Annotated in this window: 11 protein-coding genes; 6 read left to right on the top strand and 5 right to left on the bottom strand. The window is 50.5% G+C overall.

The genetic code is table 11. The annotated features are described in order from the left end of the window. The first annotated feature begins 222 nt into the window (after positions 1-222). Positions 223-1,377: a cobalamin-independent methionine synthase II family protein gene (locus tag MHI42_RS16760; RefSeq protein ID WP_342424518.1), complete on the top strand. Its 1,155-nt coding sequence runs from the start codon at positions 223-225 to the stop codon at positions 1,375-1,377. A 108-nt stretch (positions 1,378-1,485) separates the two neighbouring features. Here the strand turns inward: MHI42_RS16760 and msrAB are convergent, their stop codons facing one another. The 5 genes from msrAB to MHI42_RS16735 form a co-directional block, all read right to left on the bottom strand. Then, complete coding sequence (msrAB, locus tag MHI42_RS16755; protein WP_342424517.1) at positions 1,486-3,024, bottom strand: bifunctional peptide-methionine (S)-S-oxide reductase MsrA/peptide-methionine (R)-S-oxide reductase MsrB; 1,539 nt, start codon at positions 3,022-3,024, stop codon at positions 1,486-1,488. A gap of 19 nt (positions 3,025-3,043) precedes the next feature. After that, complete coding sequence (locus tag MHI42_RS16750; RefSeq protein ID WP_342424759.1) at positions 3,044-3,769, bottom strand: cytochrome c biogenesis protein CcdA; 726 nt, start codon at positions 3,767-3,769, stop codon at positions 3,044-3,046. Between the two features lie 36 nt (positions 3,770-3,805). Continuing rightward, the gene (locus MHI42_RS16745) at positions 3,806-4,846 is read right to left on the bottom strand and encodes an ATP-binding protein (RefSeq protein WP_342424516.1); all 1,041 of its coding nucleotides are present in this window, start codon (positions 4,844-4,846) and stop codon (positions 3,806-3,808) included. Continuing rightward, positions 4,846-5,550 (bottom strand): response regulator transcription factor, encoded by a 705-nt coding sequence (locus MHI42_RS16740; protein ID WP_042133522.1) that lies wholly within the window; start codon positions 5,548-5,550, stop codon positions 4,846-4,848. Before MHI42_RS16740 ends, MHI42_RS16745 begins: the two co-directional genes overlap by 1 nt. 73 nt (positions 5,551-5,623) lie before the next feature. Then, positions 5,624-6,073 (bottom strand): stalk domain-containing protein, encoded by a 450-nt coding sequence (locus MHI42_RS16735; protein ID WP_342424515.1) that lies wholly within the window; start codon positions 6,071-6,073, stop codon positions 5,624-5,626. Between the two features lie 256 nt (positions 6,074-6,329). Here MHI42_RS16735 and MHI42_RS16730 point away from each other — a divergent pair, with 256 nt between their 5' ends. The 5 genes from MHI42_RS16730 (at position 6,330) to MHI42_RS16710 (ending at position 13,528) form a co-directional block, all read left to right on the top strand. Next, a complete protein-coding gene (locus MHI42_RS16730; protein ID WP_342424514.1) occupies positions 6,330-7,403 on the top strand; it encodes an iron-siderophore ABC transporter substrate-binding protein in 1,074 nt (357 codons plus the stop codon). A gap of 1 nt (position 7,404) precedes the next feature. Beyond that, entirely contained in the window at positions 7,405-8,181 is a 777-nt protein-coding gene (locus MHI42_RS16725; RefSeq protein ID WP_342424513.1) for an IucA/IucC family C-terminal-domain containing protein, read from the top strand. A 51-nt stretch (positions 8,182-8,232) separates the two neighbouring features. Beyond that, entirely contained in the window at positions 8,233-9,921 is a 1,689-nt protein-coding gene (locus MHI42_RS16720; protein WP_342424512.1) for a helix-turn-helix domain-containing protein, read from the top strand. Positions 9,922-10,091: 170 nt separating this feature from the next. Continuing rightward, positions 10,092-11,807, top strand: a complete 1,716-nt coding sequence (locus MHI42_RS16715; RefSeq protein ID WP_342424511.1) for an ABC transporter ATP-binding protein — start codon at positions 10,092-10,094, stop codon at positions 11,805-11,807. Continuing rightward, a complete protein-coding gene (locus tag MHI42_RS16710) occupies positions 11,804-13,528 on the top strand; it encodes an ABC transporter ATP-binding protein (RefSeq protein WP_342424510.1) in 1,725 nt (574 codons plus the stop codon). Before MHI42_RS16715 ends, MHI42_RS16710 begins: the two co-directional genes overlap by 4 nt. Positions 13,529-13,570 lie beyond the last annotated feature (42 nt).

Raw genomic sequence — 13,570 nt, 5'->3', positions numbered from 1 at the left:
TATTAGCAAATTACACATGGGCTTTCAATTAGAATTCACACCGGGAAAAGTCTATTTGTGTCGGCACAGAGGAAAAATGGTACGGACACTACATAACAGATCCTTACTATACCTTTTGACTATAACCAGATATCATTTTTAAGTGTTACGTACCTCTAAGTCCTCCATGCTAGAATTTAGACACAAGAGAAAGAGATGTATGAGAATAGAGGAGGACTATATATGTGCAATAGATTTCAAATCGTAGGCAGCCTGCTGCGTCCGGCGGAGCTATTAGAATATAAACAGCAGATTGAACACCGTGATGATATCCAGTATCCCTTTTACCAGGACTTTCAGGGGTATGAAAAGTGTGAATCGGAGGCCATTCAGGCCGTAGTGGATAAAGAAAGAGACAATGGGTTGTCCATTCTTACGGATGGGGAATATTCCAAATCGATGTGGCATCTGGACTTCGTCTGGGGCTTCCAGGGGATTGACCGCTATATCGCGGATCATGGATATTTCTTCAGAGATATAGATGGAGCTTCCAAATATGAGACCAGAAAAGATATCGGTCTGCGCATTACAGGTGAATTAGGCGGAAAGAACCATCATTTCATTCATGCCTATAAGAAGCTTCAGGCTCTTGCCGGCGACCGTGAGACCAAGCTGTGCGTACCTTCGCCATCCCATATTTTTGGTGAGCTGTCCTGGTCGGATAACATTGGCAGTACAGGAGTGTATAAGGACAAAGATGAGCTGAAAGACGGTCTGGTTAAGGCTTATAAGGATTTTGTAGGGGAATTCGCTGCTGCAGGAGGACAAATTCTGCAATTCGACGATTGCTTATGGGAGTTATTTGCCGATGATAACCCGAACTCTCCATTTACCGGCGAGAAAATCAATCATGAGGAAGTACAGGGTCTGGCTGCAGAATTTATTGACATCAACAACACCATTATTGATTATGGTCATAGCTTAGGCCTCAAAATGTGGACGCATAACTGCCGCGGCAACTACGATTCCCGTAATATGGGCGGCGGCTCGTATGCCAAGATTGCGAATCTGTTCCTGAAGCAGCTGAAGTATGACCGCTTCTTCCTGGAATGGGATGATGACCGTGCAGGCTCTCTGGAGGCGCTGGCGGTGTTCAAAGATAAACCGGAGACGGAAATTGTACTTGGATTGCTGTCTTCCAAAACGAATACGCTTGACGATGAGGCCCGTGTAGTTCAAATGCTGGATGAAGCATCAAAAATTATTGATAAGGACAGATTGTTACTGTCCCATCAATGCGGGTTCGCGTCTTGCGATGGCGGTAATGAATTAACGGAAGATGAGCAGTGGGCGAAGATTAGACAAGGACAAGAGATTGCCCTGCAATATTGGGGTTAAGTAACAAATAACAAATAACAAATAACAAATAACAATCGCCCTCCACACGGCTCTCTTGAGCGTAGGGAGGGCGATCTTTTTAAGAATCTGTATAAATTTCCACTTGATCTACTCCACCAGCCCCAATAAATACCCGTAATGCTCCGCTTCCATCTGGTCCAGGGGGATGAAGCGGATGGAGGCGCTGTTGATGCAGTAGCGTTTGCCGCCGCGGTCTTCGGGGCCGTCATCGAACACATGACCCAGGTGGATATCGCCGGATTGGCTGCGGACCTCGGTGCGCTCCATGCCGAAGCTGGTGTCTGTGGTGTAAGTTACCACCTCCGGGGTAATCGGCTTCGTGAAGCTGGGCCATCCGCAACCGGAATCATATTTGTCCCGGCTGGTGAATAAGGGCTCTCCTGTCGTGATATCGACATACAGGCCGGGTTCGTAATTGTCCCAGTATTCGTTGCTGAAGGCATGTTCGGTATCATTGTTGACAGCGACCGCATACTGTTCGGCGGTTAATTGTTCCTTCAATTGTTCATCGGAGGGGCGCGGGTATTGGACAGGATCAATTACAACCGCTTGCTCATCCAGAATACTTAAGTCAATGTGGCAGTATCCGTTCGGGTTCTTCTCCAGATAATCCTGATGGTACTCCTCGGCCAGATAATAGTTTTTCAGAGGCAGAACCTCGGTTAAGATCGGCTTATCATAGTTCGCCTGCTCCTGATCTACGGCCTGCTGAATGATGGCTGCATCCTCTGGGGACGAATAATAGATTCCAGTCCGATATTGAACGCCTCTGTCATTGCCTTGCTTATTCCGGCTGGTAGGATCAACCACTTTGAAATAAGACTCCAGCAATTGCTGCAGCGTCACTTGCTTCGGATCATATTTCACATGAACGGTCTCTGCGAACCCCCGGTCTCCACGAATGACATCTTCATAGGCCGGATTCTCGCCTTCCCCGTTGGCATAACCCGAGGTTACATCCTGAACCCCCTGAATGCGGGACATATAGGCCTCCACACCCCAGAAGCAGCCGCCCGCCAGATACAGGCTGTGCAGATCCTTATCGGCAATGGCAGTGGTCTTGACAGTGCGGGCCGTGGACGTCATTTCCCCGAAGGTCTGGGTAATTTGCTCATTGGAAGCATGACCCGGGAGTGATTTCACTAGATTTCCGTCTGCATCAATATAAAAGGAGGTAGGGAATGCCCTGACTTCAAATTTCTTGGCCCATACCCCATCCTCATCCAAAAGTACGGTTAAGTTGTCATAAGACTGTCTGTTGAACCACTCCGTGAATTCCTTGGAAGACTTTTCTCCCTTGGCATCCGGTGTAACAATCGTGATCACCTGGAAATCATTCTCTTGCCCGGCCAAGGCATTGAGGTCCTCAAGTCCGGCCAGACAGATGGAACACCAGGAAGCCCAGTACTTCACATACACTTTCTTACCCTGTAGATCCGACAGTTGAAGGGAGTTACCCTTCAGATCCTGTAATGCAAAATCAGGTGCAGGCTTTCCTTTGTCCATTGCAGCGGGGGAGCCGGTATTTCCGGCGGGCGCGTTCGGCTTCGTACCACAGGCCATCAGGAGCGACAGCATTCCGCCAATCACGAGGACATATCCCATCCATTTCCACGCACTCCTCATAGCTAACCCTCCTAGCGATTTATTGAATCCAGCCGACAATCGTATTCAGCCGGTCTGTCATGAGCAGCAGTCCCATTATAATCAGCATACAGCCGGACGCGATTTTGATTCCTCCCATGAATCTGTACAAGCGGCGAATCCGCTTCACCAGAACTTCCGAGAATACGGACACGACCAGGAAGGGGATAGCTAAACCGAGCGTATACAGAAACATGAGGAAGCCTCCATAAGCAGGAGAGCCTTCACCGGCAGCGATGCTGAGAATGCCTGCGAGTACCGGGCCGATGCAGGGAGTCCAGCCGAAGCTGAACGTCAGACCGAGCAGGAAGGCACCTATATATCCGCCTTTTGTAACACGATTGCTGGATAGCTTTTTTTCCCGTTCCAGCCAAGATAACTTGATTAAGCCTGTCTGATAGATCCCGAATAAGATAACGATGGCTCCGCAGATGGCAATGAATCTCGGGCTGGATATGATATTGCCCAGGATGCCGGAACCGAAACCGAGTAAGATGAAGACTACAGAAAGTCCAAGCACAAACAACAACGTCCGCATCATAAAACTGGAACGAAACCGGAAGGAGCTGGTGTCAGCCACTCCCTGATTCGTGCCGTCCGCTAGGCTTCCTGACAGATAAGACACATATACCGGAAGCAACGGCAGAATACATGGCGCAAAAAACGATAACAGCCCTGCGCCGAATACGCCGAACAGAAATATAGAATCACCGGCCAAATCAGTCACCACCTTAATAAATGCTGCTTACTCTGACCCTAAGGCTTATCGGCTGGTATAGATGGGAACGGTGAACCAGAAGCAGCTGCCTGCTCCCTGTACACTGTGCACCCCAATTGCGCCGCCATGAAGCTCAACAATCGACTGTGCGATGGCGAGGCCCAGACCGGCACCCCCGTTGTTCTTGCTGCGTGATTTATCAATCCGGTAGAACCGTTCGAATATACGTGCGGTCTCCTCCGCTTCAATTCCCTGGCCTTCATCGGTCACTGAGATTCGCAGGTATTGACCCTCTTCAGCGGCAGCCAGAATGACCTTTCCTTCCACAGGTGAATGCTGAATGGCATTCTGCAATAAATTGGACAAGACCCGCTTAATCTGCGCAGGCATCATCAGAGCGGCAGGCAGTTTATCAGGCAGATCAATCTCCACGTTCAGCTTCTTCTCCGCGAGGTGAAACGAGAAGCTCTCCAGCGTACTGATCAGCAGCTCATCGGCATGACAAGGCAGCGGGTCGAAGATTTCACCTTTGGCTTCCAGACTGGATAATTCAAATAGATCATGAATCAGCCCCCCGAGCCGCTTCGTCTCCAGCCGGATGGTATTCAGATAACGTTGAAAGGTAACCTCATCCTGGATGACATCGTCCTCCAGCGCTTCAACAAACGATTGAATGGAGGCGAGGGGGGTCCGCAGATCGTGGGAGACATTCGCAATCAGCTCCCGCCGCGCGGATTCAGAATGGTGCAGATTGTCGAAGCTTTCCTTCAGCTTGAAGCTCATTACATTGAATTGCTGTGCCAATAGCGTGAACTCCTGCGGGCCGATTAAGGGGACTTCGGTATGGAAATCCCCTTCGGCAATTCGCACAGTCTGCTGTGTAATCCGTGCAATGGATTTCTCTAACGGCCGTGTCAGCAAATGCTGCAGGATGAAGGAGAGCAAGCCTACCCCGGCCGTTATACCGGACAACCAATAGAATTGATCGATGGTGAGGAGCATTTTGGAGTAGCTGACGAATAAACAGATGAGTAATACGCCAATCCCCGTGAGGCTGGACAACAATAAATACGAACGCAGTTTCATTAGATGCCATCCCCCGCAAACTTATAGCCTATTCCCCAGACCGTCTTGATATATTTCGGATCAGAGGGAGTCTGTTCGATCTTCTCTCTTAATCTCCGGATATGAACGGTAACTGTTGTGGTATCTCCTTCGTAGCTGAAATCCCATATTTTGCTCAGAATCTGGGTCCGCGAGAACGCCTGGCCAGGATGACTTGCCAGCAAGTACAGCATCTCGAATTCTGTAACCGTCAAGTCAATCACTTGCCCGCTGATCTCCACCGTACGCTTCGCTACGTCCACGGTAAGTCCTTCATACTTAATGGTGTGTTCAGCGGCGGTAACGGGCGATGCCTGAACCACCCGCATCCTGCGCAGGATCGCCTGCACACGCAGCACTAGTTCTCTTGGACTGAAGGGTTTGGTCAAATAATCGTCAGCCCCCATCGTCAGCCCCATCAGACGGTCCTGTTCCTCCCCGCGGGCCGTCAGCATGATGATCGGGACATCTTCAGTCTGCCGAACCTCGTTGCATACTTCCCAGCCATTCTTATGCGGCATCATCAGATCGAGCACAATCAGGCTGGGAGTCTGACTACGCCACAGCTCCAGCGCCTCTAATCCGTCTTTGGCGGTGATCACCAGGTAACCTTCCCGTTCAAGATACCTGCGGCACACATCGGTAATATTTGAATCATCATCAGCGACCAGTATTCGTTCATTCACCCTAACCCACCCCATATCCGGAAAAATACATTTGACTCCATCATAGCATATGGTGATGGTAGCTCAGTCCGTCTTATTTCATAGCCTTGGCAGGCTTCATGTAGTCTGCAACTACCATGTCCACCACATAAGTGCTGCCATCGTAGAGAGCAGGGGCCATATTCAGGCTGACAGCCATACCGTCGACCATAATCTTTTTCGATCCGATCCATACCTTGATCATATTGCCCATCGGCTTCATGCCGTCATCAATCATCTTGTCGTCGTCCATCATCTTGTCGTCGTCCATCATCTTGCCGTCATCCATCATCTTGTCCATGTACACCAGGGATACGGACCGGTCTTTGCTGTTCCACTCGATGCTATAGCCGTACATCCCGGCCGCTTGTCTTAAGTTCACTAGCTCCATGCCGTTCTTTTTCATCGTTTTCATTCCTGCCGCACCGGCTATTCCGGACACCGCCAGAGAGAGCACCAATACCGCCGTCATCATTAACCTTTTGCCTGGTTTACCTTTAACCATGTTAATCACACTCCATCGTTTTATTTGATTACATGAACAGCATAAGCAAGAGAGCTTACGATTCTCTAAGCTAAGTATTACGATTGTCTTACGAAGTGAGCAGAGCTTGGAGATCCGGGCTCCTATGAAACACAATGTCGCATTAATCCGGCTGCAATGTCGCAAAAGTACATGGAAACGGAGCAGGCAGATCGATTATACTCACTTTACAAATATGATAATGAAAATCATTATCACATACAAAGGGGGAGTCAGCATGAAAAGAGCAGCAAAGAGGCAGGCAACCGGCAGCAGGATATACGCCGCCCGGCAATCAGGACTATTAATGGTATGGATGCTGGTACTGGTACTTGTGCTGACGGCTTGCGGTACTGGAGGAGACACTAATGGAGGTACGGCAGCGCAGCCGTCTGCAGCAGCTTCAGCGGAGTCGTCTGCGTCACCTGATACAGAGGTGCAGTCGTCGCCAGAGGCGCAGGCTGCTTCGGCTTTTCCGGTAACGATCACACACCTGAAGGGCGAATATACACTGACGGAGAAGCCGAAGGTGATTGCAGCGCTTGATGTGAAATTCGTCGATCAATTGATAGCGGTTGGCGAGCGCCCGGCGGGCAGCGTTGTGGCTGGGACGAAGGACGAATTCCCGGAATATTTGAACGCCCAATTGGGTGATGTGAAGGTCCTTGGCACACGGGATGAGCCCAATCTTGAGGCTATTGTGGCGCTGAATCCGGATCTTATATTGATGACCGACTTTCAGGAGGAGGTATATGACAGTGTCAGCCAAATTGCGCCTACAGTGGTGCTCGACTTCTACGAGGATTGGCGGGATACGCTGGCTGTCATCGGTACGATAACAGGTAAGCAGGCGGAGGCAGAGACCGTGCGTCAGGCTTACGGGGACAAAATCACCGGACTGCGGGAGCAGCTGGCAGCGAAGCTGGGCGATGAAACCGTAGCGCTGATTCGTCCGAGACCGGAGGGTATCCGTGTACATGGTCCCGAACACCGGACCGGAAGCATTCTTTATGAGGATTTGGGGTTAAAGGCCCCGGCCTTCGTTCAGGAGATTAAAGATGACACTTCCGTTGAAATTTCGATGGAGACAGTCGCTGATGTCGGAGCAGATCATTATTTCCTGCTGTCGGATGATTTGTTCGCCAAAGAGGCAGAGGCTCTGGCAGGCAGCCCGGTCTGGAAATCACTTGATGCAGTCAAAAATAACCGTGCCTATGACGTGAATTCAACACTCTGGATCGCTTACTATGGCCCCCTTGCGCTCAATATTATTGTAGATCAGGCCGCGGAAGCGCTGCTGGGATCGCATTGAAATGGACCACTATCTGTCGTCGGCCTCCTGGAAGCAATTGGCGGAAGAGTACCGTCTGTGGCTGGGCGGTCCGCCTAAAGACAGCGTCCGTACGATTGCTCTGAGCCAGCTGCATGAAGAAGCGCCATGCCGCGAATATGTAAGCTGGCTTAAGGATTATATCGGCGCGCCCGATATGCAGGTTGCGGCTTCCATGCTGGCTAAGCGGATCGGCTATCTGTGGATCGCGCCGTTGCTGACTGCGATGACCTTTCATAACCGGGAAGTCTCCTTCCCGCTGGACACAAGCTTCCTCTATCATCCGGCTTCCCCGGAGTTTAAAGGGGATACGCATTTTCCTTTCCTGGCGGTGAACGGGCTTCGAACAGCCTCCCCACCGGAAGACAGGGAGGCGTGGCGGGAGACGGTTATAGAGGAGATTTTTGCGGTACAGCTTGCCCCGCTGCTGCAGACCCTTGCCGCCATAGGACCCGTTCCGATGGCGGTGCTTTGGGAGAATATTATGGTGCGCATTGCCCCGCTATATTCTCCTGGAACAGACGAATCCGGGCAAGACAGGCAGCGGATGCAAGCCGATTTCGCATTTCTGACCCGGATGGCCCCCGGAGAGTTGTTTGGGTCAAGGCGCAATCCGTTTACCCGGTTCATAGAGCATAATGACGAGACGACGGTTGCGAAGAACAAGCGCAGCACCTGCTGCTTCTATTACCGGATGTCAGGGGAGTATTGCAGGAAATGCCCGAAAATTGACAATGAGAATGAATCTCAATTAAAATGACAACAGGCACGTCCGTCTAGCAGAGGATGCTATTGTCAGGAGATGAGAGAAATGCCGCTGCAGGAGCAGGCAAGTTTATGGAGTGATACGGCGATCAAGACGCTTGACGTACGCAGCGGTACTTTGCCGCCCGGCGGTGTTCTGCGCGAAGCGGGATTGTCAGCCAATCTGTTATTGCTGGCAGGCGGCGGGGAAGGGAGGCTTGTGATGAATGGCGAGGTTCGCCGTATCCAGGCCTCTTTTGTCTGCCACGCTGTTAAGGGGTCGGCATTTACGATGACTGCCGGACCGGAGAACATTCATTATACCGTTATTCTCTACAAGGCTGTTCCAATGGCGGGAGCCGCCCGTGTACTGTTCCCGCAGCGCAACCACCCGCTGCGCACTTCGTTTATTCATCATCCCGCGCATCCGGCGGAGCTGCATCAGACAGCGGACAAGCTCATAGCCAAATGGAGCCGGGGAGAAGGGCTGGAACGCTTCCATACCAATACGCTGCTGCAAGGAATGCTGTACGAGCTTATTATGGAGCATGAACGCGGTCAGGGCGGCGCGGAGCCGGATATGGTGGAGATTGTTGCTGCCTATATAGCGGGGCATTACCGTCAGGAGCTGGAGCTTAAAGAGCTGGCTGCGCTTGCCGGATGCGGTGCAAGACAGCTGCAGCGGCGGTTCAAGCAGGAGAAGCTGCTCGGGCCGATGGAATATGTGATCCGGCTGCGGATGGAGAGCGCAGAACGGATGCTGCGTCATACGGATGCCTCCATCGGCGAAATCGCTGAAAGAACAGGCTACCGCGACATGTATTACTTCAGCAGGGCGTTCAAGAAATATTATGGAGTCCCCCCGCAGCTCTACAGGCGGACTGCCGCTTCAGTGCCCGGTGCGGGCGCTGCGTATTCCGGGCTGCCGGACCCGGTGATCAGTCATATGCGGGGCGATTATAACGTCACTGCTTCTCCGCAGCGAATCGCTGTACTCGATGTTCAATATGCTGACCATTTGCTTGCGCTTGGGCTGTCACCCGCAGGAAGTGTAGGATTGGGCGGTGCAGTGTTGAAATTCCCCCAATATATCCGGGAAAGGCTTAAGGCAACGGAAATGCTCGGAACCTACGAGTACCCGGACCTGCAGGCTGTGGAACGGCTGCAGCCGGAACTGATTATCTGTACCGAGGTGCATGATCCGCATTATGAACGCTTAAGCCGGATTGCTCCCACTATCATGTTTCGGCGCAACGAGAGCTGGCAGACGATTCTGAGCCTGCTCGGTGAACTGACGGACAAGCGGGCCCAGGCGGAACGTATTATTGCCGATTACCTTCGCCGCACGGCATTGCTCTCAGAAGAGCTTGCCCCGGTGCTGGCAGGCAAGAGCGTGGCTCTGATCCGCCCGCGGGAGTCACTGGTCCGCGTACATACGGCTTCGCACCGCACAGGCGCTGTGCTCTACCGGGACCTGGGTCTGCCTGCTCCGCTATTTGTCGCAGATACCTCCGACACGGCGTATCATATTTCCGTCGACAGGCTGCCGGCAGTACATGCCAGCCACTACTTTTGGCTAAGCAACGAGCTGCTGCAGGATGACCTGGCTGTGACCGAGCAGAACGTCCGGGGCTTGCTGGATGCAGATGAACGGCAGCGTATATACCCGGTGGATGCCGCTACATGGATCGGCTGCTATGGGCCGACAGGCATCAATTGCATTGTGGATCAGGTAGCCCGCGCCCTGCTGGCCTGAGCGGTGCCAATCCCAATAGATTCTATTAGATTTAGCTGGTTGTTGCTTCATAAACACCTGTCATTGGCAGGTGTTTTTATCACTTCTTTCATACGAACATTTGTGCTACAATTTCGTTTGTGAATATATGGAAGGGGCTGCGTGAGTCTATGACAAAGAGGCAATGGGTCATGAAATTTATGCTGATGCACAAATGGGTTTTTCTATGCGGGTTCATGATCACTACGTTAATGACGATGGTCAACCTGATTTATCCGTTCCTGGGCGGGAAGATGATCAATATCGCTTTTTATGATAAGGACATGAGCGCCTTTTTGGATCTATGTCTGATCTATGCCGGCATACTCTTGTTCAATCAGTTTGTGGTTGCAACGTTAAACAATCTTATTTCGTCGCAGATGATGACCGGGTTTGTCTTCGATATCCGGCGGGCTCTGTTCAACAAGATATTACATAAAAAAGGCAAAGACCTCTCCGGGATGTACAGCGGGGATATGATCAGCCGGATGAACCACGACGCTACGGATATTATGAATCTCGTCTTCTGGAGCGGACTGTGGGGATACTCCAACTTGCTGCATATCCTATTCGCTGTCTGTTTTATGTTTTACTACAATATACTGCTGGGCGCTTTTACGGTTGTTCTGGTTCCCGCCGTGTTTTTTGCCTCGAAATATTTCAAGACCAGAGCGCAACAGGTCAACAAGGAGCTTCGGGCGGAACAGGGTAAGCTATCCTCGTATTTATTCGAAATTGTGAAGAATCTGCAGGACGTCAAAATCCTTAACGCTGGTAAAAAAGTAACAAGCACTTATCTAAGGAAAACGGCTGCCATTAATAAAATGAATGTGGAAAACGGAAGAATCGGAGTGACCACAGAAAGGGTGAATGCATTCATCACGCTTGCCGCACAATTGCTCATATTTGTCATCTGCGCCTATTTCATTGTTAAAGGCAAAATGCAGCTCGGTGTGTTTGTAGCCGCGATAAGCTATTTCAATATGGCCGTGAATTACTTCAGCTCCATTAACGGCAAAATTACCGATGTCTGGGGGCAGAGAGTCTCCCTGCAGCGTGTCGTGGATATTCTGAATGAGGATGAAGAGGATTACCAGGAAAACCAGCCTCCGCAGCCCATAAAAGAGGGCCTGATTGAATTTAATAATGTCACCTTCGGATACAGTGAAGACAGACAGGTTCTGAACGGGTTCAATCTCCGCGTCGATGCAGGCAGCACGATTGGCATCGTCGGAAGGAGCGGCGCGGGTAAAACAACGATGGGTAACCTGCTCTACAATCTGTATCAAGTGGACAGCGGCGAGCTTCTGATCGACGGTGTGAATGTTAATGACTATAACCTGCATAGCTTGCGGAGCCAGGTGGGGATTGTCCATCAGGAGACTATTCTGTACGATCAGACCCTGCGTTACAATCTTTCATTTACAAATCATAAGGATAATGATGAAGCCCTGATGGAAGCGATCAAGAAGGCCGCTCTGTATGATGTGGTCATGACCTTTCCGGACGGACTGGATACTCTGCTGGGGACGGGCGGACAGGAATTATCCGGCGGGCAGAAGCAGCGTCTGGCAATCGCAAGGATATTAGTCAAGAATCCGAAGATTCTGATCTTCGACGAAGCTACATCCTTCCTCGACAGCCGGAACGAAGCGCTGATCCGGAAGGTAATGCGTGAGCTTTCGCAGGACCGGACGCTGATCATCATCGCCCACCGGTTCTCCACCATCCAGAGCTGTGATAGAATTGCGGTGTTAGCGGACGGTGTTGTCAAAGGCTACGATACTCACGACGTACTGATTACGAGCAATCCAACATACATAGACTTATTCAGCGAACAGTATGCAGGAGGTGGTGAAGCTGTATGAAACGATGGGACACGTATAAGGCCTTAACCCGGGATATAGACGGTATCCGAAAACCGCTCCTTGCACTGGGGATGTTCAAGATATGGAGCTTAGTATTCGGGCTGATCCCCCTGTTCTTGTACTCGTTATTGGTTAACCGCGTTTTGGTAGATAAGCAGTTGAATGAGCTTTGGCTAATCATCAGCGGATATCTGGCGGTTTTCCTGCTTACTACAACCGGGATCGCCGTCAGTAAGCGGTTTTCCAACCAGTTGATGCTGAAGTATGATCTGAGAATCAAGAATAAACTGCTCAAGAAGCTTATCAGCCTTGAACATGATGAATATAGCCAATATAGCATTGGCGATGTTAAGAGCCGGATTGAGAACGATTCGGCAATTGCCGGGAAATTTTTCGAGACGCATATCTTAGATTTTATCTACGCTGTGGTTTACGCTGTTGCACTGGCAGTGATTTTGCTGTGCTATGACTGGCGGATTGCGCTCATCAGTTTTATTTTTGTTCCGGTCTCTTTGGTAACGGTTAATTTTCTGGGAGGGAAAGCGAAGCTAACCGGAGAGGAGCTCTGGAAACTGCAGATTCAATATGAATCCTTTTTACACTCCAATTTTCAAAACTGGAAGGATATCAAAACCAATAATCTTGAAGACACCCAATTGGATGAGCTAAACGGACATTACAAGAAGATCAGGCATGTGTGGTTTCTTAACCAGCTCTATATGCATCTGGGAATTACCTATTCGTTCTTCACCAAGAATTTCATTACCCAGCTGTTCATCTATTTTATCGGCGGATTATTTGTCATCAAAGGCTACTCGGAGGTTGGTGTGCTGCTTGTGTTTATCAGCTTTTACGGGCAGTTCTTCGGATACATCGAGAACATTAGTAATTCCATGATGAACTTCAAGAATGACTCGGTGAGTATCGGTAAAGTGATCGGGCTTCTAAATATAGAAGCAGCTAAGAAGCCCTATAAGAAGATTGAAGGAACAGATATCAATGTTAACCAGCTGAAATTTGCCTATGAGGGGAACGATTCATTTGCGCTTGACGGTATATCATTCTCTGTGGGTAAGGGGGAGCATCTGGCGATCGTTGGACAAAGCGGCAGCGGCAAATCCACCATCGCCAAGCTGTTGACAGGGCAGATGGAACCGCAAGGGGGAACAGTAAGCATTGGCGGCACAGATATCTCTTCGGTGAACAGTGAGAGTGTGTCCGACAAAGTGAGTATTGTTGTGCAGGAACCCGTTCTGTTCAATATGTCGATCAGAGACAACCTGCTGCTGGCCAAGGCCGGGGCAACCGACGCGGAATTGATCGAGTGCTGCCGCAGGGCGAGTATATATGATTTCATTGACACCTTGCCGGATCAATTGGATACGATCATTGGAGAAAAGGGTGTGAAGCTCTCCGGGGGCCAGAGACAGCGGTTATCGATTGCCCGTGCTTTTCTGCAGGACAGGGAGATCATTATTTTCGACGAAAGCACAAGCGCGCTGGACAGCGAGAATGAGAGTGACATCATTAGCGAACTCAAGAGTCTTTCCTCCGGGAAAACCATGATCTCCATTGCGCACCGTCTATCTTCCATTCTGGACTGCGACAAGGTAATGGTTCTGCAAGCGGGCAGGGTCGCAGCCTTCGATACCCATGAGAACCTGTTTAACCGGAACGATGCCTATGATTTGCTGTTCCAGAATCAGTATAGGGCAGGTTGATATAAGGAGACCCGGATGCGTTCAGCGTCCGGGTTTTTGTAT

Origin of the sequence: Paenibacillus sp. FSL E2-0178 (genome assembly GCF_038593005.1) — a bacterium.
Classification (GTDB): domain Bacteria; phylum Bacillota; class Bacilli; order Paenibacillales; family Paenibacillaceae; genus Paenibacillus_AQ; species Paenibacillus_AQ phytohabitans.
Note: the sequence above shows the minus strand (reverse complement) of the source record. Positions and strands in the feature narration are given on the sequence as shown.